Here is a 25,033-nt window from a genome sequence, read left to right as displayed (position 1 = left end):
TCCTCGACTCCCTCCGGCTCCGGCTCCGGCTCAGCGTCCGATCCGGACCGGCTTCGTCTCGCTCACCTGGTCGATGTCCGACACCCGGATCGTCACCTTCATGTCCCACTCGCCCGGCATGGGCAGGTTCACGGCGTCGGCGCCCCAGTAACCGCCCCTGTCGGTGATCTCGGAGTCGAGAGGACCGACGTCCCGTGAGGGAAGGCTGAAGGAGATGCGCAGTTCGGGGACGCTGACGAAACCGCCGTCGGCCCCGTAGACCACGGCCTGGAGCTTGTTGGCGCCGACCCGGCCCGGATCGAGGGTGATCTGCACCTTGCCGCGGACGTCGCCGGCCTGCGGGGAGTCGAGGAAGAAGGGGACGTCGGTCACGGACGCCACGGGCAGCCCGCCCGACTGCTCGGCCGCCGCCGCCTCGGCCGCCGCCCGGCCGGGGAGCGTGCCGGTCAGCACGGTCGTCAGGACGAGGACGACGACCGCGACGGCGACCTCTGCCAGCACGGAGCGGCGCAGCGAACGCCGCCTGTCAGCACCGGCCGGGGCGAGCGGCCCGGCGCCGCGCCCGTCCCGCCCGGCGGAGGATCCCGGGGCTCCGGCGACCGGATCCCCGACGTACCCGTCCCCGCCGACCGGGCCCTCGCCGGCCGCCGCTGCGGACACGGGCGCCCCGGCGGTCACCTTCGCGCCCGACGTCGCCTTCGCGGTCGCGGTCGCCTTCGCGGTCGCGGTCGGCAGTGCGGTCGCGGTCGTCGCCGCGTCGGCCGTCGTCCCCGTACCGGCCGCCGCCGTCGTCGTCGTGCTTCGCGGGGCTCCGTGGACCGTGCGGCGCGACCATGCGCCCGCCAGCAGGAGCAGCGCCACGGCGGCGATCTTGGCCAGCAGGACCCGCCCGTAGGCGGTGTCCGTCAGGGCGGACGCCGAGCCGAGGCCGCGCCAGGACTGGTAGACGCCGGTGGCCACCAGCACCGTCACCGACAGGGCCGCCAGCCTGGAGAAGCGGTGGACCACGTGCGAGGGGACGGAGGCGCGGTGGAGCAGGGTGAGCAGGGCCGTCAGGCCGCCCAGCCAGGCGGCCATCGCGAGCAGGTGCAGCACCGAGGACGTCATCGCCGCCGGGACCTGGATGCCGGCCGAGGCGTGTTCGGCGGCCGCCCAGGTCAGGGTCAGGCCGACCGCCAGCACGGCGCCGGTCAGCAGCGCCGGGCGCGAGGGCCGCCCGCCGTCCCGTTCCCGCACGAGCCCTCGCTGCCGCCACAGGAGGACCGCGACCGCCGCCAGCAGGGCGAGGCGGGCGACCAGGGCCAGGCCCGGACGGGTGCCCAGAGTGCGGCCGAGGCCCGAGAGGTCCAGGGCTTCGGCCGGGCCGGCGCCGGTCTCGTAGGGGGCGCGCAGCAGGAGCAGGAACACCGTCGATCCGGCGAGTCCCCACCAGCCGGCCGCGAGGAGCCGGCGCAGCGGCCGGACGTCGGGCGGGCCGCAGACGGCGACGAAGACGGCCGTGCCGATGAGGAGGGCCGCGGCGAGGTAGGCGACGTAGCGGCCGATGTTGAACAGGCCGCTGGTGGCCGGGTCCTCGACGGAGGCGCTGGGCAGGGCGGGCGGGACGGCGGAGGGCTTGCCGACGGAGAAGGTGAAGGCGCCCGCGATGGGGTGGCTGTCCGCCGACACGACCCGCCAGGCCACCGTGAACGTGCCGGTGCCGATACGGCCGGGCAGGGTCACCCGCGCGGTGTCGGCGCGGCCGTCCGCGTGCTCGGGCCTGCCCGTGCGCAGCCGCTGGTTGCGGGCGTCGAAGACGCGGAAGGAGTCGTCGAGCAGGCCCACGGACTCGGTGAAGGCGAGTGTGATGGAGCGGGGGGCCGTCTTGACGACGCTTCCGTCGACGGGGTCGGCGCCGCGCAGGGCCGCGTGCGCGCAGGCCGGTCCGCCGCCGAGGAGGAGCAGCATCAGCACGGAGCCGAGCAGCACGAGCCCCCGCAGCCCCCGCCGGCCACCGCCGTGACGCGCGTCGCCGTGGGGACCGCCGCCGTGGGGGCCGCCGTCCTGTCGTCCGTCCTCGTGGCCTTCGCTCACGTCACCGCTCCGCCTTGCTCGACTGCTCGAAACCCATGATCCGAGACTCGCGTGCTCGCGGATACGTACGCATGCACAGGGCATCCGGTTCACCGTGGCGGCCTCTTGGGCGGGCCGGGCGCGCGGCCGCCGGACGTCACCGGTCCGCGGCCGCGCCGGGGGCCTCATCCGGGGAAGACCGACTCCCTGCGCAGGAAGGCGAGTTGGGCCTGCTTCTCCGGCAGGTACACGTCGGGCAGGTCGACCTCCGGGAGCGTGACGACCGGGCCCGCGTCGAAGCCCTGCCGCAGGAAGCGGGCGACCGCCTTGGTGTTGCGGACGTCGGGGTCCACCACGACGCGCCGCCGGTCCAGGCCGAGCAGGACGTACGAGGCGAAGACGCTCATCAGCGCCGCCGACCAGCCGGTCCTGGCGCCGTGCTCGCCGGCCGGGGCGATGAGCACGTGGACGCCGATGTCGCCGTCCTCCACGGGGTAGACCTCGCCGACCCGGTCCGCGGCGGGCTCGTAGGTCTGGAGCAGGGCGACCGGGACGCCGTCCAGTTCGGCCAGCAGGGCGTGGTGGGTGTCCAGCGTGTCCAGGTGCGCGTAGACCTCGGCGACCTGCTCGCGTGTCAGGCCGTTCATGCCCCAGAACGCGGCCCGTTCCTGGCTCACCCAGGCGTGGACGGCCGCCGCGTCGCCTTCGGGGTCGAGGGGGCGCAGTCCGACGGCGCCGAGCCCTTCGACGGTCTGCTCGTGGACGTACGCGGGCGGGTGGCGGTCAGCCATGGTCGTTCTCCTTCTTCAGCCGGGCCCAGTCGGTGACGACGGGGGCCAGTTCGCCCCTCAGCCACAGGGGGAGCTGGTCGTGGTGGTGGGGGTGGCCGGGGAGTCCGGACGCGCCGAAGGGGACGACCCACAGGCTGTCCTCGCGGCGGGCCAGGTCCCAGACGTAGCGGGCGGCGGGGCCGCGTGCGGCGAGGTCGGTCCAGCCGGGCACGGCCGAGGTGCACAGCACGCAGTCGTGGTCGCCGTCGAGGGCCGGCGCCTCGTCCGACGGGCCGGGCAGGGCCCGCCAGGCGGCGAGTCGGTGGGTGTCGCCCCAGCGGGGGACGTCCGGTCCGGCGAACGTCCCGGCGACCTCTTCGACGGCCTCGCGCACCAGACGCCCGCGGTCGATTCCGTACAACTCCCTTGCGCGGAGCAGGTGTTCGAGGGCGAAGCCGACGCGGGGGAGGAGCGCCAGCCAAGGGAGGAAGACGTCGGGGTAGGCGGGCGGGGAGGCCAGGGGCGCGAGGGCCGGGTGGGCGGCGAGGCGGCGGACGACGGCGCTGCGCAGGGCCGCGTAGCGGGCGGCGTCCTGGCTGGCGGCGTCCATGCGGCGGTCCCAGCGCAGGAGCCGTTCGCGCAGGTCGGCGGCGGGTCCGATGAGGTCGTCGAGGGCCGCCAGACGGTCCAGGAGGGGGGCGGCGGAGGCAAGGTGGGTGTCGGTGTGGAGGGCCGGCATGTCGGTCGCGGACCAGCGCCGGCGCCGCGCCAGCAGAGCCCCGATCCGGTCGGCGCGGTGCGGGGCGGCGAACTCGACGCCCAGGCCGGCGGCGGGCCCGCGCTGGTTGGCCATCACGGCGACGCCGTCGGTCAGTCCGGCGCGGGGCGGTTCGTGCCAGCCGGTCCACTCGTGGCCGGGCTCCCAGGCGGGCACGAGACGCGTGCCGTTGGCGGCGTCGCGCACCGGCACCCGGCCGGCGACCCGGTGCAGCACGCCGCCCTCGGTGTCGGCGGCCTGGACGACGTTGACCGGCTCGGCCCACAGGTCGAAGGCGCGGTCGACGTCGGCGGTGCGGCGGGCCCGCAGCAACGGCAGCAGCGCCTGGAATCCCAGGTCGGCTGTGACACGGGGCGGGTAGCGCAGGGCGAGGGCGAGCGGGGCGCCGTCGTCCAGCCCTTCCGGGCCGCCCGCGATCACCGGCCCCCGCGCGGTCTCCAGCACCTCCACCTCGACGCTCTCGCCGCCCGCGACGCGCACCGTCTCGGTGTGCCGGGCGATCCGCCGCCAGACGCCGTCCGGGCCGAGCGCCTCGACGTCCGCGCCGGTGCGGCGCAGCCGTTCGCGGTAGAGGTCCTGGTAGTCGGCCATGGCGTTGGTGATGGCCCAGGCGACGGCGCCGGTGTGCCCGAAGTGCGCGATGCCGGGGACGCCGGGGACGGCCAGGCCGACGACGTCGAACTCGTCGCAGGCCAGGCGGATCTGCTGGTAGACCCCGGGGTCCTCGACGAAGCGGTGCGGGTCGCCGGCCATGACGGCGTGCCCGGTGACCGTGCGGTCGCCGCCGACCAGCCAGCCGTTGCTGCCGGAGGAGCCGGGTCCGTCGGCGGCGAACAGGCCGACGGCCTCGGGGCCGAGGCGGCGGGCGGCCTCGTCGCGCCACAGCTTGGCGGGGAACCCGGCGAACAGGATGTGCGTGGCCAGCCAGACGGCGAGCGGGGTCCAGGGTTCCCAGCGGCCGGGGGCGAGCGCGACGCGGGCGAACTCGGGGGCGTCGCAGGCCGACCGGAGCCCCTCGTTGACGCCGTCGACGTACGCCCTCACCCACGCAGCCGTCTCCGGGTCCCGTTCCTCCAGCGCGGCGGAACAGCGTCTCGCCGTGTCGTCGAGACGGGCACGGCGGGCGAACACGTCCCAGGACAGGGCGTCGGGGCCGAGGAAGGCGGCCGAGGTCCCCTGCGCGCGGTGCCGTTCGACCTCCAGCTGCCAGGCGCGGTCGCGGGCCGTGACCAGCCCCTGGAGCCGGGCGAGTTCTAGGGCGCCGTCCGCGCGCAGATGGGGGACGCCCCACGCGTCGCGGTAGATCTCGGTGGTCACCCGGTGGCCCCTCGCTCTTTAGGTTAGGCTGCCCTAACTATTCGGTTGCCGGAATCGTACGCGAGGGGTGGACAGGTCATGGCGCAGGGGCGGGGCTGGGAGGGCGCGGTCCTCCGCATGATGCGGGCGAAGGACTTCACGCTCACCGTCACGGGCACACAGGACGTCACCGGCCGCTACCGGCGGCTGCACCTCTCCGACGGCGGACTGCTCGCCGCCACCGGCGTACACCCCACGATGTGGGTGCGGCTCTGGTTCGACAACGCGGGCCGGCCGCACCAGCGGGCCTACACCCTGGTCGGCCCCGACCCGGCGGCCGGCTCCTTCAGTCTGGAGTTCGCCCTGCACGAGGGCGCCGCCAGCGACTGGGCGCGGGCGGCGAAACCGGGCGACACCATCGACGCGACCGTCCAGGGCACCGGCTTCGAAGCCCCCTCACCGGCCCCCTCCCACGTCTTCGTGGTCGGTGACCCGGCCTCGCTGCCCGCCGTCAACTCCCTGCTCGGCGACGGCGGGAGCGCGCTCGGCCGGGCCCCGGCGACCGTCTGGTTCGAGAGCGGCGCCGACGACGCGGAGGGCCTGCCCTTCCTCACCGACCCCGACCGCCACGAGATACGGCTCGTCCCGCGCCGTGACGGCGGCGCGGGACTCGTCGAGCAGGTGAAGGCGGAACTGCCCGGCCTGCTGCGGGCCACCCCCGACCCGTACGTGTGGATCGCCTGCGACACCGGCACCACCCGGACGCTCGCCGCGTACGTGCGCAAGGAGCTGGGCGTCCCCAAGGACCGCCTGCACGCGCTGGGGTACTGGCGCGCGGGCTGAGGTCCGAGGCGGGATCATCGACGCATGGACGTCACCCTTCACCTCTCCCAGGACCCCGAGGCCGACGAGCTGCTCGGCCGCTCCCCGCTCGCCGCGCTGGTCGGGATGCTGCTGGACCAGCAGGTTCCGATGGAGTGGGCGTTCAAGGGGCCCCGCACGATCGCCGACCGGCTCGGCGCCGACGACCTGGACGCCCACGACATCGCCGCCCGGGACCCCGACGCCTTCGCCGCGCTGCTCTCCGAGAAGCCGGCCGTGCACCGCTACCCCGGCTCCATGGCCAAGCGGGTCCAGCAGCTGTGCGCGTACCTCGTCGAGCACTACGACGGCGACGCCGGGGCCGTGTGGAAGGACGTCGCCGACGGCCGCGAACTCCTCGGCCGCCTGGAGGAGCTGCCCGGCTTCGGCAAGCAGAAGGCGCAGATCTTCCTCGCGCTGCTGGGCAAGCAGCTCGGTGTGCGCCCGACGGGCTGGCGCGAGGCGGCCGGCGCCTACGGCGAACCGAAGTCCTTCCGTTCCGTCGCCGACATCACCGGCCCGGAGTCCCTGACGAAGGTGCGCGCCCACAAACAGGAGATGAAGGCGGCCGCCAAGGCCGCCAAGGCGACGAAGACGACCTAGGCGACCTGGGCGATCTGAGCGACGACGAAGACGTGGACCTGGGCGGCCGGTCGCCCACGGCGAGCGAGCGGGCCGACCCCGGCCGAGCCGGGCCGGCCAAGGTGGCGCGGGACCGCTTCGGTGCCTCCGCCCACACCCCGGCGCCTCGCACGCGGGCGACTGCTTCCAAGGGCCACCGGGCGGCCGGGCCGGGGGCGGACGGGCGGGAGTGTCCACGGCCGGGGCGGTGGTCCTGTCCGGTCGGTGGCGCGTGTGCGCCGTACGGGCGTATCCGGGGCCCGGCGTGCTGAACCGCTCGCGTGGCGCGGGGAGATGCCTTTCATGGGCGCCCCACGCAGTCACCCCGGCAGCCACGCCTGGCTGCGCGTGCTCGTGCTGCTGCTCGCCCTGCTTGCGGCGGGCGCTCCGTCCGGTCCCTTCGCCCCGCCGGCCGCCGCCTCGGGTGTCGCCGGTTTCGCCGCCGGGGAGCACGACGTCCTCGACTCGGCGCTGCGGCCCGCGCCCTGCGTGCACCGTCCCGCCGCTCCCCCGCGTCCCGCGTCCCTCCCGGCCCCGGCGTCCGCGACCGCGACGCGCCGGCCGCTCCTCCTCCCGCCGACCGCCCCCGCGGGCGCCGTGCGCTGTCTGCGCACCGTGGTCCTGCGCTGCTGACCGGCCCCGCGCCGAGTCCCGTCAGCACGAAGCGAGGAGCACCGTCATGCCCACCGACCCCTACGCGGTCCTGCGCGCCCTGCTGCGCGCGGAGGCCGTCCGCAGCACACCCGCCCCGGCGCCGCAGGCGAGGCCGCGGCCCGCGACGCAGCGGCCGCGGACGGAGCGCGACCGCTGACCGGCCGGCGGGGGCGGGGCCGCGCGGCTACCGCCTCCGCCGGGCCGTTCCGAAGAGCGAGCGGGTGATCTCACGGCCGACCTGCGTGCCGACGGAACGGGCCAGCGACCGGAACATCCCGCTTCCCACCACCTGCTCCACGACGGACCGTTCCTGCTTGCGTTCCCGCTTCCGCTCCTCCTGTGACTCCGCCGGCCGCTCCGCCCGCTCCGGCCCCTTCCCCTCGTGCGGTTCCCGCGCCTCTCCGCGCCCGGCCCCGGGCTCAGCCTCGGCCCCGGATCCGGCTGCGGCTCCGGACCCGGCCTCGGCACGGGCCGCGAGCTTCTCGAATGCCGACTCCCTGTCCACAGCCTGTGCATATCGCTCGTGCAGCGGGGACTCCCGCACGGCCCGGTCCAGCTCCGCTCCCTCGACCGGCCCCATCAGCGACTCCGGGGCCCGCAGGCGGATGGCGGCGACCGGCGTCGGGGCGCCCCGCTCGCTGAGGACGGTGACCACGGCCTCGCCGGTGCCGAGGCCGGTGAGCAGCTCCTCCAGCTCGTAGGCCGAGTCGGGGAACGTCTTCACCGTGGCCCGCAGCGCCTTCTGGTCGTCCGGGGTGAAGGCGCGCAGGGCGTGCTGCACACGGTTGCCGAGCTGGCCCAGGACCTCGCCGGGCACGTCCTTCGGGGTCTGCGTGACGAAGAACACGCCGATGCCCTTGGAACGGATGAGCCGGACCGTCTGCGTGATGGAGTCGAGGAACGCCTTCGAGGCGTCGTCGAACAGCAGATGGGCCTCGTCGAAGAAGAAGACGAGCTTCGGCCGGTCGGCGTCCCCGATCTCCGGAAGGTCGTGGAACAGGTCCGCGAGCAGCCACATCAGGAAGGTCGAGAAGAGCTGAGGCTTGTCCTGCACGGCCGGCAGCTCCAGGACGGAGACGATCCCGCGGCCGTCGGAGGCCGTGCGCAGGAACTCGGCCGTGTCGAACTCGGGCTCGCCGAAGAAGCTCGCCATGCCCTGTGCCTCGAAGGCGGTGAGGGAGCGCAGGATCACCCCGGCCGTGGCGCTCGACAGGCCGCCCAGACTCCTCAGCTCCTCCTTGCCGTCGTCGGAGGTGAGGAAGGCGACGACCGACCTCAGGTCCTTGAGGTCGAACGGCTCCAGGCCCTTCTGGTCCGCGTAGTGGAAGACCAGGCCGAGGGACTGCTCCTGCGTCTGGTTGAGCCCGAGCACCTTCGACAGGAGCAGCGGGCCGAAACTGGTGACCGTGGCACGCAGCGGGATGCCGTGACCGAGACCGCCGAGGGCGTAGAACTCGGCGGGGAAGCCGGTCGCCGTCCATTTCTGGCCGACTTCCGCGGCCCGGTCACGCACCCGGTCGCTCACCGTCCCGGGGGCCGCGATCCCGGACAGATCACCCTTGACGTCGGCGAGGAAGACCGGCACGCCCTGCGCGGAGAGCTGCTCGGCCATCAGCTGGAGCGTCTTGGTCTTGCCGGTGCCGGTGGCCCCCGCGACCAGCCCGTGCCTGTTCAGCACGGGGAGGGGGATGCGCACCTGCGCGTCGGGCAGGCAGTCGCCGTCCCACAGGACGGCGCCGAGGTCGAGGGCGGGCCCCGTGAACGCGTACCCGGCGGCGATGTCCGCGGCGCTCGTCGACTCGCTCATGGACAGGCCCTCATTCCGTTTTACCCCCGTTCATCACGTCTTTTCCAGCGTCGCACTCCGTCTCCATGGCTGCGCCCGGAACGTCGGGACCGGTAGGCTTTCCGTGTGATCTTCAAGCGCATCGGAAACGGCCGGCCGTACCCCGACCACGGCCGGGAAAGCACCCGGCAGTGGGCGGACGTCGCGCCGCGCCCGGTCCGCCTCGATCAGCTGGTGACCACCAAGCAGCAGCTCGACCTGGAAACCCTGCTCGCGGAGGACTCCACCTTCTACGGCGACCTGTTCGCGCACGTCGTGAAGTGGCAGGGCGACCTGTACCTGGAGGACGGACTGCACCGCGCGGTGCGGGCGGCGCTCCAGCAGCGCCAGGTGCTGCACGCGCGCGTGCTGGAGCTGGACTGACCGGACCGGACCGGGTCGCAGACCGCGCCGGCGGAGCCGGAGAACGGGCCCGCCGACCGGGAGCCGGCGGCACGCGGCGCCCTCCGGGCCCCGCCCCGGGAGCTGTCCGACAGCCCGCCGCACGGGCCCTCCCCGAGCCGCCGCACGCCTCGCGGCGTACTCCGATTGACCCTTTCGGGTTCTTTCCGCTGCCCACGACCGATGTCGGATGATCGTTTATTAGTCACGGCCGCCCGGGCGCACTACGCTGCGCCCATGAGCATGCTGACTCCCCCGGGCATGGGCGGTAAGTACCGGATCACGGGGGACAAGTACCCCCGCATGCGCCCCCACCGGCGACGCGGCAGGCTGGCCGTCGTGGTCGTCGGCTGCGGCGCGGTGCTCGGCGTGGCCGGATGGGGCACCCTGCAGCTCATCGACGTCTTCACGGGCGGCGGAGGAGCGGCCACGGCCGCCGGCGCCTCCTGCTCCCGGAGCGCCGCCGGGACGACCGCGGCGAACAGGACGAAGGCCGGACCCGCCCCCTCGGCGTCCGGGGCCGCCGCGGGCGGCGTCGCGGGCGCGGTGCCCAAGCCGGCGCAGATCACGGTGAACGTCTTCAACGCCACGACCCGCAGCGGCCTGGCCAAGACCACCGCGGACGAGCTGAAGAAGCGCGGCTTCCGGATCGGCGAGGTGGGCAACGCCGCCAAGCAGTACGACAAGAAGGTCACCGGAACCGGGCTGCTGCTCGGTCCCGCGTCCTCGCTCAACACGTCGCTGCCGGTCCTCGCCACCCAGCTGACCACCGCCGAGCGCCGCACCGACGCGGCCCGCACGGGCCCGGCCGTCGACCTCATCATCGGCAACGGCTTCAAGGCGCTGACCAGCCCGGCCGACGCGACCAAGGCCCTGACGGCCCTGACCGCACCGCGGCCGGCGGCGACCACGAAGAAGGCCTGCTGAGCCCCGTCGTCACGCCTTCCGAGACCCGTCGGGCCGGCTGGGACCCGCCCGACCTGCCCGGCCGGTGTGCCCGCTCGGCCTACTCGGCCGCTCCGTACAGCCGGTCGCCCGCGTCTCCGAGGCCCGGCACGATGTAGCCCAGCTCGTTGAGGTGGTCGTCGACGGCCGCCGTGACGACGGTGACAGGCGAGCCCGCGAGCTCGCGCTCCATGATCGCGACGCCCTCGGGGGCGGCGAGCAGCACGACGGCGGTCACGTCGTCGGCGCCGCGGCGGATCAGCTCGCGGATCGCGGCGACCAGCGTGCCGCCCGTGGCCAGCATCGGGTCCAGGACGTACACCTGGCGGCCGGAGAGGTCCTCCGGCATGCGGGTGGCGTAGGTGGACGCCTCCAGGGTCTCCTCGTTGCGGATCATCCCCAGGAAGCCCACCTCGGCGGTCGGCAGCAGCCGGACCATGCCGTCCAGCATGCCGAGACCCGCGCGCAGGATCGGCACGACCAGCGGCCGCGGGTAGGAGAGCTTGACGCCGGTGGTGGAGGCGACCGGCGTCGTGATGTCGACCTGTTCGGTGCGCACGTCCCGCGTGGCCTCGTAGGCGAGCAGGGTGACCAGTTCGTCGGCCAGCCGGCGGAAGGTCGCGGAGTCCGTGCGCCGGTCGCGCAGCGTGGTGAGCTTGTGGGCGACCAGAGGGTGGTCGACGACGTGGAGACGCATGTCCACAACAGTAACGGTGCCGAACCCGCCCGGCGTCCCCACGGACAGTGAACCCCTCCCCCCGGCTTCGGCCGTTCGTCGGCATCAAACCGCCCGTCGGAGGGAAAATGGGTGACAGGTATGGAGACGGACCGGGGTACCCGGGGTGGTGTGCTGATGCCTGAGCTGCCCGACCTGCCCGACGACAGGCCGCCGGACGCGGCCGCCCGCGCCGAGAGCGACGCCGAGCGCCGACGACGGCGCGCCCGCTTCCTGCGCGAACTGGCCGAGGCGCGCGAACTGCGCGACCGCGTCCAGCCGCGGCGCGCCAAGACCGCCCGGCTGCGCCACGCGATGCGCATGCGCACGTTCCGCTGGTAGCCGGGCGGCGGCAGTTGCCGTACGGGACCTGGGGCGTACCGGGAGGATCCCCGCCGCCACGGGTGCCTCGCGGGTGCCGTCGTGCGTGGGCGCGCGGCAAAGCCGCGTACGATCCGCTCGTGGCCGCAACCGGGGCGCCGGAGAGTCCCTCACGGACGTGACCGCGGACGTGCGATCAAAACCACCGGACACAGGGAGCCGAAGACGTCCCCTGAACGCCTTGTTTCTGCCACGATTCCGAGTGGGTGGGGCTCGGAGCCCTGAATTCCTGCCCCGCCCGCAACCTCCGCCGGGGGGACCCCCAACCGGCACGCCTATGACCAGTGGGAGAGTCACGGTGTACTTCGCCGCACTGCTCGCGCGCACCGAAGACGGGTGGGAAGCGAGCGACACAGAGCTCGACGATGTGGAAACCCTGTCGGATCTGGCCGACCTGGCCCGGGAAGCCTCTCCCGACGAGGACACGGTGCTCGTGCTGATCGAGCAGGAGGGCTCCTGGTTCGGGGTCGTCCGCATCGACGGCGAGGAGGACCCTCGCATCTACGTGTCCGACGCCGCTGCGGCCGCCCGCAGCTCGTACGGCGAGATCCTGCTCACCGACGAACTGCTCGGCCGGGATCCGGGCGACGAGGACGACCTCGACGCCCTCGACCTCGACGGCACCGAGGACGGTGAGACCGACGACGACCAGGACGGTGACGGGGAGGCCCCGGTGATCGTGGGCGGCGGCTCGGCCGAGGCCGTGCCGCACGGTCCCGTCGGCGACCCCGGCATCCTCGACGACCTCGGCGTCGGCGAGAAGGAGCTGAGGTCGCTGACCGAGGACGCCGTCAACGAGATCGCCGAGTCCCTGGGCGCCTCGGAGGTCCTGGAGACCGTCCGCTGACGGCACCGCAGACGCCGCCCGACCCGGTACGCGACCGCTGGCGGACCGCGATGCGGCTCGCCCTCGACCAGGCCCGGCTCGCCGCCCGGGGCGCAGACGTCCCGGTCGGCGCCGTCGTGCTGGCCCCGGACGGCACGACGGTCCTCGCGGTCGGCCACAACGAACGCGAGGCGGGCGGCGATCCGACGGCGCACGCCGAGGTGCTCGCCGTCCGGCGGGCGGCCGAGGCGGTCGGGGAGTGGCGGCTGACCGGCTGCACGCTCGTCGTGACCCTCGAACCGTGCACGATGTGCGCGGGCGCCATCACCCAGTCCCGGGTGGACCGGGTCGTCTACGGCGCGCGCGACGACAAGGCGGGCGCGGTCGGCTCCCTGTGGGACGTCGTCCGCGACCGCCGGCTCAACCACCGCCCCGAGGTCGTCGAGGGCGTCCTCGCCGAGGAGTGCTCCGGCCTGCTCACGGAGTTCTTCCGGGAGCGCTGAGGCAGCCCCCCGATTCCGATTTCAAACCGGGGCTCACCTTGCTGTAAGGTCTCCCTCGGTAGCGTGTCCGAGCGGCCGAAGGAGCTCGCCTCGAAAGCGAGTGTGGCGCAAGTCACCGAGGGTTCAAATCCCTCCGCTACCGCAGATAGGAGAGGCGCCCGGTTCATCGAACCGGGCGCCTCTTCGGCTTCGCCCCAGGTCGGCTTTCGTCCGCCTGTCGCCTCGGCGGACCGCTCGGGCGCCGAAGGTAGGATCCGCGAGCATTGGATGGCGCCCGTCGGGGCCGGCCGGACCTGTGGGGGGACCTTCCGATGACGTTGCGGCTTCGCGCTGTCCACTGCCTCGTGCTGCTGGCCGGCTTCTACCTGATGGGCCTGGTCCTGCTGGCGGCCATGGCGGTGCTCGACTGGTTGCTGACCACATGGCTGTTCACCGAGCGGGCCGCCTGGGGCGAAGGCGTGGTCGTGGCCGTCACCGTCCTGGCGGCGGTGGCGATACTCCGCGGCATGTTCGCCTTCCTGCGAGCCGGCCGTCCGGGACCGCTGCCCCACGCGTTGGCCGTCACCCCTCAGGACCAGCCCGCGCTGTGGAACAGGTGCGCGCCGCCGCCGACGTCGCGGGCGAACGACCGCCGGACGAGCTCTACCTGGTCGCCGAGGTCAACGCCGGCGTCGCCGAACAGAGCCGCCTGCTCGGGATGCTGCCCGGACGACGCCGGATGCTGCTCGGCGTGCCGCTGCTCGCCGGGATGACCGCGTCTCGGCTGCGCGCCGTCCTGGCCCATGAGTTCGGCCACTACGCCAACCACGACACCCGGCTGGGCGCCCTAACGATGCGCGGGCGGGAATCGGTGCTGCACACGGTGGAAGCGTTCCGCCAGGGCAGCACCCGCCTGGACTACGTGATCGGCTCGCTGTACGTCGGCTACGCGCGGATGTTCCTGAACGTCTCGCAGTCCGTGGCCCGGGAACAGGAGTTCGCGGCGGACCGGATGGCCGCCAGGCATGCGGGCCGTGACGCGACGGCCGCCGTGCTGCGCGGGCTTCCGGTGCTGACCGCCGCGCACACCCACTATCAGGAGACGTACGTCGCGATGGGCGGTGCGCTGGGCGCGCTGCCGCCCGTGGGCGAGGTCCACGGCGGCTTCCCGCGATTCCTCGCCGCGCGGACGCAAGAGCGGCTCGCCGCACTCGCTGCGGGTCGGCGTTCACCGCGGCCGCACCGGTACGACTCGCACCCGCCGACCGCCGAACGGATCGCCCTCATCGAGCGGCTGCCCGACGACGGGCGGCCCGACGGGTCCGACGGCGAACCGGCCGCGCTCAGCCTCCTGCACGACCCGGAGCGGGTGTTCGCCCGGCTGGAGGCGCGCACCCTGCCGTTCGAGGCGGCCCGACTGCGGCGCATGACCTGGGACGAACTCGTCATGGCCCGCGCCGTCGACGACGCCGAGGGTTGGTCCCGGCCCTTGCGCGTCGCCGTGGTCAGGGCGCTGCGCTCCTCGGCGCAGGGCACGGGCGACGCGGCCACCGCCCAGCGGAACGCCACGCCGGAAGGGGCGTCGGACGACGAGTTGCCCGGGCTGGAGGAGGTGCTGGACGCGTTCGACCGCGGCCTGTTGTGGACCGAGACAGCCGATCGCATGCCCAAGCCGGCGCAGGCCTCACGGCTGACCGGGCAGTCGGCCCGTAACTTCATCCGGCCCAGGATCTTCGACGGGCTCGCCGGCCTGGTCCATCTGCGTCTCGTCGAGGCCGGACAGGCCACTGCGGACGTCGCATGGTCGGGGCAGCCCGGACTCGCCCTGCACCCGGCGTGGGAGAAGGACATGGACGACGCTCTCGACGCGGCCGTCGCCGACGTACCCGACACGGCCCCTCTGCGCGCTCTGCTGGCCGGAACGCGACCGGCGGCGGTCTGACGTGCATCGTGCAGCCGACCGTCTGCGACCTCATGAACACGCGCCTCCCTTCCCCCGGGCCGGCGCCTGCACCGTCGTCGGCCGGGGAGCCGTGCGTGTCGCCTCCCGTTGTTCATGAACGCGCCGCGATGGTCAAAAGCGGTGTGTAAATCGCACTTACAGATACACTCGCCGCCGTCAACAAGGGCCCGCGCGGGCACTACTGGGGAGGCCAGGTGGCGGTGAACGCCAAGAAGATCGCCATCTACATGCTCGTGGTCTTCGTGCTCTACGTGATCATCACCGACCCGGCGAAGGCGGCGGACTACGTCCAGATAGGCTTCGAGGGCATATCGGACGCCGCCAAGGCCATCGGCGACTTCTTCACCTGGCTCGCCGACGGGGCCAAGTAGCCCAGACCGTCGTACGCACAGGGAGTGCCCATGATCCGCCACCTGGTCCTCTTCAAGCTCAACGAGGGCGTCCGGCGCGACGACCCCCGGGTCGTGCGGGGAGAGGCCGCCTTCCGCGCGCTGGGCGGCAAGATCGAGGAACTGCGCTTCTGGGAGCTGGGCTGGAACGTCAGCGACCGCCCCATCGCCTACGACTTCGCGATCAACTCGGCGGTCGAGGACGCGGACGCCCTCAAGCGCTACATCGAGCACCCCGAGCACCAGTCGGGCGTCGCTCTGTGGCGCGAGTTCGCCACCTGGGTGGTCGCCGACTACGAGTTCTGAGCCGTCCCGCCCGGCCCGCCGCTCCGGCGGCACGAAGCCCTCCGCCCTGACGGCGGAGGGCTTTCGCACGTCCGGCACGACCAGAAGGGCCCAACTTATCCCTCAACACGGCGTTATGGGGTGCTTGCACACAGTGCACATGTCTTGTGATGCTATGACCGCTTTTGACGGATGAGTTGACCGATGTTGACCTGACGAAGAGGTGGCGTTGACCGTGTCGGCCAGTACTGCGCCGCCTCAGGAAGAGGCACCCCCGGCACCCGCACCGGCACCCGCACCGGCCCCCGCCCTGGAGACCGTGCCCGAAGCCGCCACGGAACCCGCGCCGGCCCCCGAACGGCGCCGCGGCGCGGACACCCGGGCGCTGACCCAGGTGCTCTTCGCCGAACTCAAGGAACTCCAGCCGGGCACGCCGGAGCACAACCGCGTGCGCGGGGCGCTCATCGAGGCCAACCTCCCGCTCGTGCGCTACGCGGCCGCCCGCTTCCGCTCCCGCAACGAGCCGATGGAGGACGTCGTCCAGGTCGGCACCATCGGCCTGATCAACGCCATCGACCGCTTCGACCCCGACCGGGGCGTGCAGTTCCCCACGTTCGCCATGCCCACGGTCATCGGCGAGATCAAGCGGTACTTCCGCGACAACGTCCGCACGGTCCACGTGCCGCGCCGCCTCCACGAGTTGTGGGTGCAGGTCAACAGCGCCACCGAGGACCTCACCACCGCCTTCGGCCGCACCCCGACGACGGCCGAGATCGCCGAGCGGCTGCGCATCGCCGAGGAGGAGGTCCTCTCCTGCATCGAGGCGGGCCGCTCGTACCACGCCACCTCGCTGGAGGCGGCGCAGGAGGGCGACGGCCTGCCCGGCCTCCTGGACCGCCTCGGCTACGAGGACCCGGCGCTGGACGGCGTGGAGCACCGCGACCTCGTCCGCCACCTCCTGGTCCAGCTGCCGGAGCGCGAGCAGCGCATCCTTCTCCTGCGCTACTACAGCAACCTGACGCAGTCCCAGATCAGCGCCGAACTCGGTGTCTCCCAGATGCACGTGTCCCGGCTCCTCGCCCGCTCCTTCCAGCGGCTCCGCTCGGCCAACCGCATCGAGGCCTGACGGAACCCGGGACGGCCTGTCCGGTACCCCGCATGACGGGGCGCGGGACGGGAACCGGGTCAGGACACGTCACTCGTTGAGGGATCGCAAGCACGATCGAGCCGTCACCGCTGAGAGCGAATCGCCCAGTGGGACCGTTCCCGGTGGAACCACGCTGAAAAGCCGTCAGACCGCCTGTTTCCAGGGCCGATTCGTCACTCACGTGTCGACATGTCACTACAGCGTGTTGCCGACATGTGACATTCTGCCGGAAGAGCGTTTGCCGGGGCTTCGGCTCCGGTATTCAGGTGAAGGCTGACGTTCCTCAAGCGGGGGCGTTGCGCCGCGACCGTCCCGCGACCCAAAGGGGGTGGCATGTCCGCAGAACAGGGCAGCTCGAAGGTGCTCACGCTCACGCTCACGCCGAGCGAGTCCGCGCCCGTCGCGCCTGTCGCGCCGGTCGAGCCCGACGTGCTCGACGACGTCACAGCCCCCGAGGCCCCCGCGGCCCCGGCTCTCACGGCCACGGGGGCCATCGACACCCGCACCCTGTCCCGCTCCCTGTTCCTGCGACTCGCCACGCTCGCCGAGGACAGCCCCGAGCGCGTCTACGTCCGGGACACGCTGATCGAGCTCAACCTCCCCCTCGTGCGCTACGCGGCGGCCCGCTTCCGCTCGCGCAACGAGCCCATGGAGGACATCGTCCAGGTCGGCACCATCGGCCTGATCAAGGCGATCGACCGCTTCGACTGCGAACGCGGCGTCGAGTTCCCGACGTTCGCGATGCCGACGGTCGTGGGCGAGATCAAGCGCTTCTTCCGTGACACGTCCTGGTCGGTGCGCGTCCCGCGCCGGCTCCAGGAGCTGCGTCTGGCCCTCACCAAGGCCAGCGACGAGCTGTCCCAGAAGCTGGACCGTTCGCCGACGGTCGCCGAACTCGCCGCGGTCCTGGGTGTGTCCGAGGAGGACGTCGTCGACGGCCTCGCGGTCGGCAACGCCTACACGGCCTCCTCGCTGGACTCCCCGGCCCCGGAGGACGACGGCGGCGAGGGCTCCCTGGCGGACCGCCTCGGCTACGAGGACACGGCCCTGGAGGGCGTGGAGTACCGGGAGTCCCTCAAGCCCCTCCTGGCCAAGCTGCCGCCCCGCGAGCGCCGCATCATCATGCTGCGCTTCTTCGCCAACATGACCCAGTCGCAGATCGGCGAGGAGGTCGGCATCTCCCAGATGCACGTCTCCCGCCTCCTCACCCGGACCCTGGCCCAACTGCGCGAGGGCCTGATCTCCGACTAGAGGAGTGAGAGGCCCGGTCCGGGGGCTGTTTTCCTGACTGAGCGTCAGGCACACTGCCGTGATGCGAAGTCCGGCACGGGCACGTGAGCGGCGGCGCGCCGTTCGGGGCGCGTCGGCCGCCGCCGCGGTCGTCGTGGCGGCGGCGGTCCTGGCCGTCGGCTGCGGAGGCGGCGGACACGGCGGTGACTACGTCGCCATCGACGCGGTCGGCGACCCGGCCGCCCCGGACGCTCCCGCGGACCCGACCGGCGGGGTGCGTCTCGTTCCGCTGGACGGACAGCGCGGTTCTCCCGGCGGCACACCGGGCTCCGGCGGCACGGCGAACGACGGCTCCGGGACGACGTCCGCCACCGGGCCGCCCGACGGGACACCCGGCTCGGCCGGCGACGGCGGCACGGCCGTCGGAGGCGGTTCGACGAGCGAGACCGGTTCGGCCGGGGGCGGCGCGGGCGAGGGCCGGTCGGACGAAGGCGGTCCGGGCGGCCGCGCGGGTTCCGTCCCACCCGCGTCCTCGTCCTCGCGCCCGCGCCCGCAGTCACCGGCGCCCGTGCCGACGTCCACACCCCCGGGGCCGGGGCCGTCCGGGGGAGCGTCCGGCGGACCGGCCGCCCTCTCCGTGAGTGAGCCCGTCCGCGCGAGGACGGACCGGCGGTGGTGCGAGGACGTGACCCTGACGTTCGTCAACTCGGGCGGCCGCGCGGTCGGTTCGGGGACGGTCACCTTCGGCGCCCATGTCGTGGACGCCCTCGGCACGGACTGGGCCACCCGGAAGTCCACGGTCCCACTGCCCGCGCCCCTCGCCGCCGGCACGCGCACGGCGCGGACCTGGACGGTGTGCGTCGATGCGTGGCGCGTACCGCTGGGCATGCACATCGAGACACGCGACGTCGCGGTGCGGTGGGAGTGAGGCCCTCGCCGGACCGGTGAGGGGGAGACAGGCACGGGACGGCGGCGGGACACCTGCCGGGCGGGCCGAGCGGGGACCGTGGGACAGCCGTCTCGACAGCGCGGGCGCGACCGGCAGACGCGGGCGCAGGCGCTGATGCGGGCAGGGCGGGCGTAGGCACCGCAAGGCGCGGGCGCGCGACGCGGGCAGACGCACGTTCCTGCAAGGCGCCGGTGCGGCAGGGCGCAACGGGCGGGCGGGGGGCGGAACTCGGAGCGGGGAGGCGCGGGGTCGGGAAAGCGGGGCGCGGCGGCGTCGTCGGGACGGCGTCCCGTGCCGGTCGTCGCGCCCGGTGCCCGTCCGGGCGCCCGCGCCCACCCGTACCGCGTGGTGCGGGAGTTACTTCAGCGCGAGCCAGGCGACAGCCGCGACGATCACGACGGCGGCGACGACGCCGATGATCAGGCCGATGCGCGAACCGGCCGCCGCGGGGGCCGGCTGGGCGGCCCGGGGGGCGCCCTCGTCGACGAACGCGCGGAACATCTGGGTGCTGCCGGCGGGGTCGTGGTTGCCCTGGGGGCCCTGGGTGTTAGCCATGGGCCGAGACACTAGCGAAAACGCGGGGGCGAGCCCAAGCGGGGGTAGGCGCGGAGTTCCTGACGCTCGTGCGCGCGAGCCCGGTCCGGCGGCGGGTCGCGCCCCCGGGCTCGTCCATCACCTGCGCGTTTACCGCGCCAATACTTGCCTTTGCCAACTTTTTGCGGCCCAGAACCCCTTTTTATTTGCCTGCAGCAACCAACCGCTTCTATGGTTGCCCTAAGCAACGATACCGGGAGGTGTGATGGCAGGGCAGGCGCAGTACGAGGAGCTGGCACGCCAGCTCAGCGCCGTCGGGGCCGTGAAGCGGGACCTCGGACGGATCCTGCCGCAGGACTGCTCCGCGGGCTCCGCCGCCGTACTGGCGCTGCTGGGCAGCCACGGCGACATGCGCATGAGCAACCTCGCCGAGCTCCTCGCCGTCGACATGTCCGTGACCAGCCGCCACGCCGCGCACCTCGCCGACCGCGGCTGGATCGAACGCTCCCCCGACCCCGCGGACAAGCGCTCGCGCATCCTGCACCTCACCCCCGAGGGCCACGCGATGCTCGTCGAGCTGTCGCGGCGCAGCGCCGGCCTCCTGGCCGAGCGCCTGGAGGACTGGACGGACGCCGAGGTCGGCCAGCTCATCGGACTGCTGACCCGGCTGCGCGCCAGCTTCGGCGACTGCCGGACCGTCGCCCACCGGCCGCCGCCCCCGCCCGCGCCCCGGCCCCCCGCACCCGCCGCTCCCCGCATTCCCCCCGTTCCCGCCGCCCCGGCCGCCTCGGCCGTCCCGGCAGGCGAGCGGACACAGACCACCCGTACACCCGCGCAAGCAACGTAAGAAAAGGAAGCCCATGGCAACGACCACACCAGCCGGTGTGCGGGCTCACGCGAAGCACGGCGGAGGGTCCCACGGCTCCGCCGGCGACGCTCCGATGACCCACCGGCAGATCATGGAGGCCCTCTCCGGGCTCCTGCTCGGCATGTTCGTCGCGATCCTGTCCTCCACGATCGTCTCGAACGCCCTCCCCGAGATCATCGGCGACCTCGGCGGCGGCCAGTCCGCCTACACCTGGGTCGTCACCGCCGCGCTGCTGTCCATGACCGCGGCCACGCCCCTGTGGGGCAAGCTCTCCGACCTGTACAGCAAGAAGGCGCTCGTCCAGATAGCGCTGGTCATCTACGTGCTGGGCTCGGCCGCGGCCGGACTCTCCCAGAACGCCGGCATGCTGATCGCGTGCCGTGTCGTCCAGGGCATCGGCGTCGGCGGCCTGTCCGCCCTCGCGCAGATCGTGATGGCCGCGATGATCTCCCCGCGCGAGCGCGGCCGTTACTCCGGCTACCTCGGCGCGACCTTCGCCGTCGCCACCGTCGGCGGACCGCTGCTCGGCGGCGTCATCACCGACACGAGCTGGCTGGGCTGGCGCTGGTGCTTCTACGTCGGGGTGCCCTTCGCCGTCATCGCGCTCGTCGTGCTGCAGAAGACCCTGCACCTGCCCGTCGTGAAGCGGGACGTCAAGGTCGACTGGAGCGGCGCGTTCTTCATCTCCGCTGCGGTCTCGCTGCTGCTGGTCTGGGTCACCTTCGCCGGTGACAAGTACGACTGGATGTCCTGGCAGACGGCCGCGATGGTCGGCGGTTCGATCGTGCTCGGCCTGATCTTCGTACTCGTCGAGTCGAGGGCCGCGGAGCCGATCATCCCGCTGCGGCTGTTCCGCAACCGCACCATCACCCTGTCGTCGCTGGCCTCGCTCTTCGTGGGCGTCGCCATGTTCACCGGCACCGTGTTCTTCAGCCAGTTCTTCCAGCTGGCCCGTGACAAGTCGCCGACGATGTCGGGTGTCATGACGATCCCGATGATCGGCGGCCTGTTCATCTCCTCCACGGTCTCCGGCCAGTTCATCACCCGCACCGGCAAGTGGAAGGTCTGGCTGGTCAGCGGCGGCGTCCTGGTCACGGCCGGCCTCGGCCTGCTGGGCACCATCCGGTACGACACGGACTACTGGAAGATGGCCGTCTTCATGGCCCTGCTGGGTCTCGGCATCGGCATGATGATGCAGAACCTGGTGCTCTCCACGCAGAACCAGGTCGCCCCCTCCGACCTCGGCTCGGCCAGCTCCACGGTCACGTTCTTCCGCTCCCTCGGCGGTGCGGTCGGCGTCTCCGCGCTGGGCGCCGTGATGGCCCACCGCATCACCGACTACGCCCAGGACGGCATCGCCGACCTCGGCCCCAAGTACGCCTCCCTCGCCGGTTCGGGCTCGTCGGGCCAGATCCCGGACATGGACAAGCTGCCCGCGCCGCTGCGCACCGTCATGGAGAGCGCGTACGGCCACGGCATCGCGGACGTCTTCCTGATCGCGGCCGGACTCGCCCTGCTGGCCTTCCTCATCACCCTGTTCATCAAGGAGGTCCCGCTGCGGACCAAGGGCGCGCTGGCGCAGGCCGCCGACCCGGACACGGTCCCGGACACGGCCGCGACCACGGCCATGGGCTCCTCCGCGGACGTCCCCGCCGTCACGGACGCGGCCGCGGCTTCCGCCTCCGGCACGGCCGGCGGCGGCGAGAAGGTCCCCAGCTGGGCCGTCGCCGGACCGGACGCCGAGGGCGGCGCCGAGAGCGCCCAGCCGCTGTCGGCCGTCGCCACCGCCGAAGCGGCCCCGGCGGCTCCGGCCGGCATCCCCGTGCACGGGTTCGTCCGGGGCGCGGAGAGCGCGCCCGTCCCGCAGGCCGCCGTCACGCTCATCTCCCTCGCCGGACGGCAGCTCGGCCGCTCGATCGCGCAGGGCGACGGCTCCTACGCGCTGGACGCGCCGGGCACGGGTTCGTACGTGCTGATCGCCTCCGCCGACGGCTTCCAGCCCCAGGCCTCCACGATCGTCGTCAACGGCGAGCCGGTCGCGTACGACATCCTGCTCAGCGGGACCAGCGGACTCGCCGGCGTCGTGCGCGCCGCCGAGTCGGGCGAGACCGTCAAGGGCGCGATGGTGATCGTCACCGACGTGCGCGGCGACCTGCTCGCCACCGCGGCCACCGGTGAGCAGGGCGAGTTCTCCTTCGCCGAGCTGGTGCCCGGCACGGTGACCGTCGCGGTGAACGCGCCCGGTTTCCGGCCGCGCGCCCTGCCCGTCGAGGTCGGCGCCACGGGCGTGACCCGTGCGGAGGTCGCCCTCGACGCGGGGGCGCAGCTCCAGGGCGTCGTCCGGGCGCCGCACGGCCCGCTGGCCGACGCGCGGGTGACCCTCGTGGACGCCGCCGGCAACGTGGTCGGCACGGCCACCACGGGCGCGGACGGGGCGTACGCCTTCGCCGACCTCGACGGCGGCGACTACACCGTCATCGCGACCGGCTACCCGCCGGTGGCCACCGCACTGACCGTGTCCGGCGCCGGCGTCGACGGCCACGACATCGAACTGGCCCACCCCGGCGAGTAGTCCGGACGGTCGGCTGACGACTCCGGCCCGGTGCGGGGCGATCCCCCGCACCGGGCCGGTTCCAGTTTTCGCAGGACGAACAGCACGAGCAGACGAGCAGGACGAGGAGTACGTGAGATGGGACTGACCGCGAAGATCCGCACGCGGGACGGGTGGGCCGTGTCGCACGCGGTCGTCACGGTGACCGACATGGCGGGCGGCCAGGTGCTGCGCGCCGAGGCCGACGGCGAGGGCGCGGTGCGCGACGGGACGGAACTCTCCCCCGGCGCCTACACGGTGATCGTCACCGCCGTCGGGTACGCGCCCGCGGCCGCCAGCGCGATCGTGACGGCGAGCGGCCGCGCCGAGGTGGGGACCGTGACCCTGGCCCGGCAGGGCGGCACGGAACTGCCTCCGCCCGGTCCCTGGACCGTCGACCCCGCGCACTCGACCGTCGGCGCGGTCGCCCAGCACCTGGGCATCTCCAGCGTCCGCGGCCGGTTCACCGACTTCACGGCCTCGATCGAGGTCGCCCCCGACGACGTCGCCCGCTCCCGCGTGGACGCGGTGATCCGGGCGGCCTCCATCGACACGGGCAACGCCATGCGCGACACCCACCTGCGCTCGGCGGACTTCCTCGACGTCGGGACGTACCCGGAGATCACGTACCGTTCGACGGGCCTGACCCCGGCCGGCCCCGACCGGTGGACCGTCCACGGCGACCTGTCCCTGCACGGCGTCGCCCGCCCGGTGAACCTGGAGCTGGCCTACCTGGGCACCGGCACGGATCCGTGGGGCGGCACCCGGGCGGCCTTCCGCGCCACGACCGAGCTGCGGCGGGAGGACTTCGCCATGAACTACAACCAGGTCGTCCAGGCGGGCATCGCGGCCATCGGCACGACCCTGAAGGTCGAACTGGACGTCCAGGCGGTCCAGGGCGACGCCCTGCCGGGGATGTAGACGCAGGCGACGCCCTGCCGGGGATGTAGACGCAGGCGACGCCCTGCCGGAATGCGGACGGAGGCGGAGCGGTGCGGCGTGGTGGTGGGTGCCGCAGGGTCAGCCGGAAACGGCGGGCCGCCGCCCAGGGCGTGTTTCGCCCTAGGCTGGCCCCATGGCACCGAACATCGCGACGAACACCAAGGTCACCCTGGACGAGCTGCTGGACTTCGTCCGCCCCCGGCACCGCGCGATCCTGCTGACCCGGCGCACCGACGGCAGCTCCCAGGCCTCGCCACTGACCTGCGGGGTCGACGACTCGGGCCGCATCGTCGTCTCCACGTACCCCGAACGGGCCAAGACGCGCAACGCCAAGCGCGACGACCGCGTCGGCGTCCTCGTGCTCAGCGACGACTGGAACGGCCCCTGGGTCCAGATCGACGGCACCGCCGAGGTCATCGACGCGCCGGAGTCCGTCGAGCCCCTGGTGGAGTACTACCGCAACATCGCCGGTGAGCACCCCGACTGGGACGAGTACCGGCAGGCCATGCTGAAGCAGGGCAAGTCGATCATCCGGATCACCCCGCGGCGCTGGGGCCCGGTGGCCACCGGCGGCTTCCCGGCCCGCCTCGCCCAGCAGGACTGACGGCAGCACCGGCGGCGGGACGCCCGGCGCGACGAGGGCGACGGTCCCGGCTCAGCCGCGCCGCACCATCGCCTCGATGCCCGCGACCAGCAGGTCCAGGGCGAAGGTGAAGTCGCGGTCCATCATCTCCGCCACCGTGTCGCCGCCGCGGGCCGCCATGAGATCGCGGGACCGCTCGACGACGCCCCCGGTGTCCGGGGCCCCGGCCGTCGCGGTCATGGCGTCGCGGAAGTACTCGTCCGGCGTCAGACCGGTGTCGGCGACCCGTGCGAAGAAGTGGCCCTCGATCGTCCCGTAGCCGTACACGAACTGGAAGACGGCCGAGATCGCGCCGGTGACGCCGTACGCGGGCAGCCCCGTGCGCAGCACCACCTCCTGGACGGTGCGGGCGAAGCGCAGCCAGTTCGGGCCGATGTTGAGGTAGCGGCCGGCGAGCGGCGACAGCCAGGGGTGGCGGACCAGCAGCGCGCGGTAGGCCGTGGCCAGCGCGCGGATCCGCTCGCGCCAGTCGGCGTCCTCGTCCTGCGCGTCGGGCAGGTCCGCCAGCTCGCCGAAGGCCCTGTCCATGGCGAGTTCGAGCAGGTCGTCCTTGGTGTCGACGTACCAGTACACCGACATCGCCGTCACGTTCAGCTCGGCCGCCAGCCTGCGCATGGAGAACCTGGCCAGCCCCTCGGCGTCCAGCAGCCGCACGGTGACCTCGGTGATCCGCTCCCGGTCGAGCCCGGACGGCTGTCCCCCGCCCCGCGCCCGCCGACGCGCCCTGTCCTCCAGCCACACACTGTGCCGCGCGGCGTCCTTGGCGGTCTCGGCCATGGCTGGGCACCTTCCTGGACTGTGGTCACTGCTGGAGGTGGTGGTCACTGCTGGTGGCGGTCACTGCTGAAGATGCTAAGCGGAGCCGACGGCGACTACGCGGGCCAC

At 73.4% G+C, this 25,033-nt stretch carries 27 protein-coding genes and 1 tRNA gene; 20 read left to right on the top strand and 8 right to left on the bottom strand.

Features of this window, described 5'->3' with window-relative positions:
- Window positions 1–30 precede the first annotated feature (30 nt).
- The 3 genes from ACGFSH_RS13735 to ACGFSH_RS13725 form a co-directional block, all read right to left on the bottom strand.
- Window positions 31–1,968, bottom strand: coding sequence for a copper resistance CopC/CopD family protein (locus tag ACGFSH_RS13735; protein WP_393348145.1), 1,938 nt, complete (start codon window positions 1,966–1,968; stop codon window positions 31–33).
- Window positions 1,969–2,237: 269 nt separating this feature from the next.
- On the bottom strand, window positions 2,238–2,843 hold the full coding sequence (locus ACGFSH_RS13730) for a GNAT family N-acetyltransferase (protein WP_393347982.1): 606 nt from the start codon (window positions 2,841–2,843) through the stop codon (window positions 2,238–2,240).
- The gene (locus tag ACGFSH_RS13725) at window positions 2,836–4,917 is read right to left on the bottom strand and encodes a penicillin acylase family protein (RefSeq protein WP_393347980.1); all 2,082 of its coding nucleotides are present in this window, start codon (window positions 4,915–4,917) and stop codon (window positions 2,836–2,838) included. Before ACGFSH_RS13725 ends, ACGFSH_RS13730 begins: the two co-directional genes overlap by 8 nt.
- 78 nt (window positions 4,918–4,995) lie before the next feature.
- On the opposite strand from ACGFSH_RS13725, the gene ACGFSH_RS13720 reads away from it, so the two are divergent.
- From ACGFSH_RS13720 to ACGFSH_RS13705, 4 genes are all read left to right on the top strand, one after another.
- Complete coding sequence (locus ACGFSH_RS13720) at window positions 4,996–5,739, top strand: siderophore-interacting protein (protein ID WP_393347978.1); 744 nt, start codon at window positions 4,996–4,998, stop codon at window positions 5,737–5,739.
- A 24-nt stretch (window positions 5,740–5,763) separates the two neighbouring features.
- The gene (locus ACGFSH_RS13715) at window positions 5,764–6,360 is read left to right on the top strand and encodes an HhH-GPD-type base excision DNA repair protein (RefSeq protein WP_393347976.1); all 597 of its coding nucleotides are present in this window, start codon (window positions 5,764–5,766) and stop codon (window positions 6,358–6,360) included.
- A 321-nt stretch (window positions 6,361–6,681) separates the two neighbouring features.
- On the top strand, window positions 6,682–7,011 hold the full coding sequence (locus ACGFSH_RS13710; RefSeq protein ID WP_393347975.1) for a hypothetical protein: 330 nt from the start codon (window positions 6,682–6,684) through the stop codon (window positions 7,009–7,011).
- 46 nt (window positions 7,012–7,057) lie between these two features.
- Window positions 7,058–7,189 (top strand): hypothetical protein, encoded by a 132-nt coding sequence (locus ACGFSH_RS13705; protein ID WP_393347973.1) that lies wholly within the window; start codon window positions 7,058–7,060, stop codon window positions 7,187–7,189.
- Between the two features lie 27 nt (window positions 7,190–7,216).
- Here the strand turns inward: ACGFSH_RS13705 and ACGFSH_RS13700 are convergent, their stop codons facing one another.
- A complete protein-coding gene (locus ACGFSH_RS13700; RefSeq protein ID WP_393347971.1) occupies window positions 7,217–8,839 on the bottom strand; it encodes a helicase HerA-like domain-containing protein in 1,623 nt (540 codons plus the stop codon).
- Window positions 8,840–8,944: 105 nt separating this feature from the next.
- On the opposite strand from ACGFSH_RS13700, the gene ACGFSH_RS13695 reads away from it, so the two are divergent.
- On the top strand, window positions 8,945–9,241 hold the full coding sequence (locus ACGFSH_RS13695) for a type II toxin-antitoxin system VapB family antitoxin (protein WP_004943146.1): 297 nt from the start codon (window positions 8,945–8,947) through the stop codon (window positions 9,239–9,241).
- A gap of 279 nt (window positions 9,242–9,520) precedes the next feature.
- Complete coding sequence (locus ACGFSH_RS13690) at window positions 9,521–10,186, top strand: LytR C-terminal domain-containing protein (RefSeq protein WP_393348143.1); 666 nt, start codon at window positions 9,521–9,523, stop codon at window positions 10,184–10,186.
- 79 nt (window positions 10,187–10,265) lie between these two features.
- On the opposite strand, the gene upp is transcribed toward ACGFSH_RS13690, so the two are convergent.
- On the bottom strand, window positions 10,266–10,901 hold the full coding sequence (gene upp, locus ACGFSH_RS13685) for a uracil phosphoribosyltransferase (RefSeq protein WP_069773435.1): 636 nt from the start codon (window positions 10,899–10,901) through the stop codon (window positions 10,266–10,268).
- A 165-nt stretch (window positions 10,902–11,066) separates the two neighbouring features.
- Between upp and ACGFSH_RS13680 the strand changes: the two genes are divergently transcribed.
- The 4 genes from ACGFSH_RS13680 (at window position 11,067) to ACGFSH_RS13665 (ending at window position 12,771) form a co-directional block, all read left to right on the top strand.
- The gene (locus ACGFSH_RS13680) at window positions 11,067–11,261 is read left to right on the top strand and encodes a hypothetical protein (protein ID WP_393348141.1); all 195 of its coding nucleotides are present in this window, start codon (window positions 11,067–11,069) and stop codon (window positions 11,259–11,261) included.
- A 337-nt stretch (window positions 11,262–11,598) separates the two neighbouring features.
- Window positions 11,599–12,147: a hypothetical protein gene (locus ACGFSH_RS13675; RefSeq protein ID WP_393348139.1), complete on the top strand. Its 549-nt coding sequence runs from the start codon at window positions 11,599–11,601 to the stop codon at window positions 12,145–12,147.
- Window positions 12,148–12,197: 50 nt separating this feature from the next.
- Window positions 12,198–12,629, top strand: a complete 432-nt coding sequence (gene tadA, locus ACGFSH_RS13670; RefSeq protein WP_393347968.1) for a tRNA adenosine(34) deaminase TadA — start codon at window positions 12,198–12,200, stop codon at window positions 12,627–12,629.
- A gap of 57 nt (window positions 12,630–12,686) precedes the next feature.
- Window positions 12,687–12,771 (top strand) — tRNA-Ser (locus ACGFSH_RS13665).
- A 219-nt stretch (window positions 12,772–12,990) separates the two neighbouring features.
- Here the strand turns inward: ACGFSH_RS13665 and ACGFSH_RS13660 are convergent.
- Complete coding sequence (locus ACGFSH_RS13660; protein WP_393347966.1) at window positions 12,991–13,137, bottom strand: hypothetical protein; 147 nt, start codon at window positions 13,135–13,137, stop codon at window positions 12,991–12,993.
- A 78-nt stretch (window positions 13,138–13,215) separates the two neighbouring features.
- Between ACGFSH_RS13660 and ACGFSH_RS13655 the strand changes: the two genes are divergently transcribed.
- The 6 genes from ACGFSH_RS13655 to ACGFSH_RS13630 all read left to right on the top strand — a co-directional run bounded on the left by ACGFSH_RS13655 (window position 13,216) and on the right by ACGFSH_RS13630 (window position 18,550).
- Window positions 13,216–14,550 (top strand): M48 family metalloprotease, encoded by a 1,335-nt coding sequence (locus ACGFSH_RS13655; protein WP_393347964.1) that lies wholly within the window; start codon window positions 13,216–13,218, stop codon window positions 14,548–14,550.
- A gap of 215 nt (window positions 14,551–14,765) precedes the next feature.
- Window positions 14,766–14,942 (top strand): hypothetical protein, encoded by a 177-nt coding sequence (locus tag ACGFSH_RS13650; RefSeq protein ID WP_393347963.1) that lies wholly within the window; start codon window positions 14,766–14,768, stop codon window positions 14,940–14,942.
- Window positions 14,943–14,972: 30 nt separating this feature from the next.
- On the top strand, window positions 14,973–15,266 hold the full coding sequence (locus tag ACGFSH_RS13645; RefSeq protein ID WP_393347961.1) for a Dabb family protein: 294 nt from the start codon (window positions 14,973–14,975) through the stop codon (window positions 15,264–15,266).
- 208 nt (window positions 15,267–15,474) lie between these two features.
- Window positions 15,475–16,371, top strand: a complete 897-nt coding sequence (locus ACGFSH_RS13640; RefSeq protein WP_393347959.1) for an RNA polymerase sigma factor SigF — start codon at window positions 15,475–15,477, stop codon at window positions 16,369–16,371.
- A 354-nt stretch (window positions 16,372–16,725) separates the two neighbouring features.
- Window positions 16,726–17,643: an RNA polymerase sigma factor SigF gene (locus ACGFSH_RS13635; protein ID WP_393347957.1), complete on the top strand. Its 918-nt coding sequence runs from the start codon at window positions 16,726–16,728 to the stop codon at window positions 17,641–17,643.
- A gap of 61 nt (window positions 17,644–17,704) precedes the next feature.
- A complete protein-coding gene (locus ACGFSH_RS13630) occupies window positions 17,705–18,550 on the top strand; it encodes a hypothetical protein (protein ID WP_393347955.1) in 846 nt (281 codons plus the stop codon).
- A 378-nt stretch (window positions 18,551–18,928) separates the two neighbouring features.
- Here the strand turns inward: ACGFSH_RS13630 and ACGFSH_RS13625 are convergent, their stop codons facing one another.
- A complete protein-coding gene (locus ACGFSH_RS13625) occupies window positions 18,929–19,126 on the bottom strand; it encodes a hypothetical protein (protein WP_329411524.1) in 198 nt (65 codons plus the stop codon).
- A 244-nt stretch (window positions 19,127–19,370) separates the two neighbouring features.
- Between ACGFSH_RS13625 and ACGFSH_RS13620 the strand changes: the two genes are divergently transcribed.
- The 4 genes from ACGFSH_RS13620 (at window position 19,371) to ACGFSH_RS13605 (ending at window position 24,109) form a co-directional block, all read left to right on the top strand.
- Window positions 19,371–19,952 (top strand): MarR family winged helix-turn-helix transcriptional regulator, encoded by a 582-nt coding sequence (locus ACGFSH_RS13620; RefSeq protein ID WP_393347952.1) that lies wholly within the window; start codon window positions 19,371–19,373, stop codon window positions 19,950–19,952.
- A gap of 13 nt (window positions 19,953–19,965) precedes the next feature.
- Window positions 19,966–22,545, top strand: coding sequence for an MFS transporter (locus ACGFSH_RS13615; protein WP_393347950.1), 2,580 nt, complete (start codon window positions 19,966–19,968; stop codon window positions 22,543–22,545).
- A 117-nt stretch (window positions 22,546–22,662) separates the two neighbouring features.
- Window positions 22,663–23,484: a YceI family protein gene (locus ACGFSH_RS13610; RefSeq protein WP_393347948.1), complete on the top strand. Its 822-nt coding sequence runs from the start codon at window positions 22,663–22,665 to the stop codon at window positions 23,482–23,484.
- Window positions 23,485–23,638: 154 nt separating this feature from the next.
- Window positions 23,639–24,109: a PPOX class F420-dependent oxidoreductase gene (locus ACGFSH_RS13605; protein ID WP_393347946.1), complete on the top strand. Its 471-nt coding sequence runs from the start codon at window positions 23,639–23,641 to the stop codon at window positions 24,107–24,109.
- Window positions 24,110–24,160: 51 nt separating this feature from the next.
- Here ACGFSH_RS13605 and ACGFSH_RS13600 read toward each other — a convergent pair whose 3' ends face one another.
- A complete protein-coding gene (locus ACGFSH_RS13600; RefSeq protein ID WP_393347944.1) occupies window positions 24,161–24,925 on the bottom strand; it encodes a TetR/AcrR family transcriptional regulator in 765 nt (254 codons plus the stop codon).
- Window positions 24,926–25,033 lie beyond the last annotated feature (108 nt).

Source organism: Streptomyces sp. NPDC048481, assembly GCF_043200075.1.
Taxonomy (GTDB): Bacteria; Actinomycetota; Actinomycetes; order Streptomycetales; family Streptomycetaceae; genus Streptomyces.
This window is presented reverse-complemented; position numbering and strand designations above follow the sequence as displayed.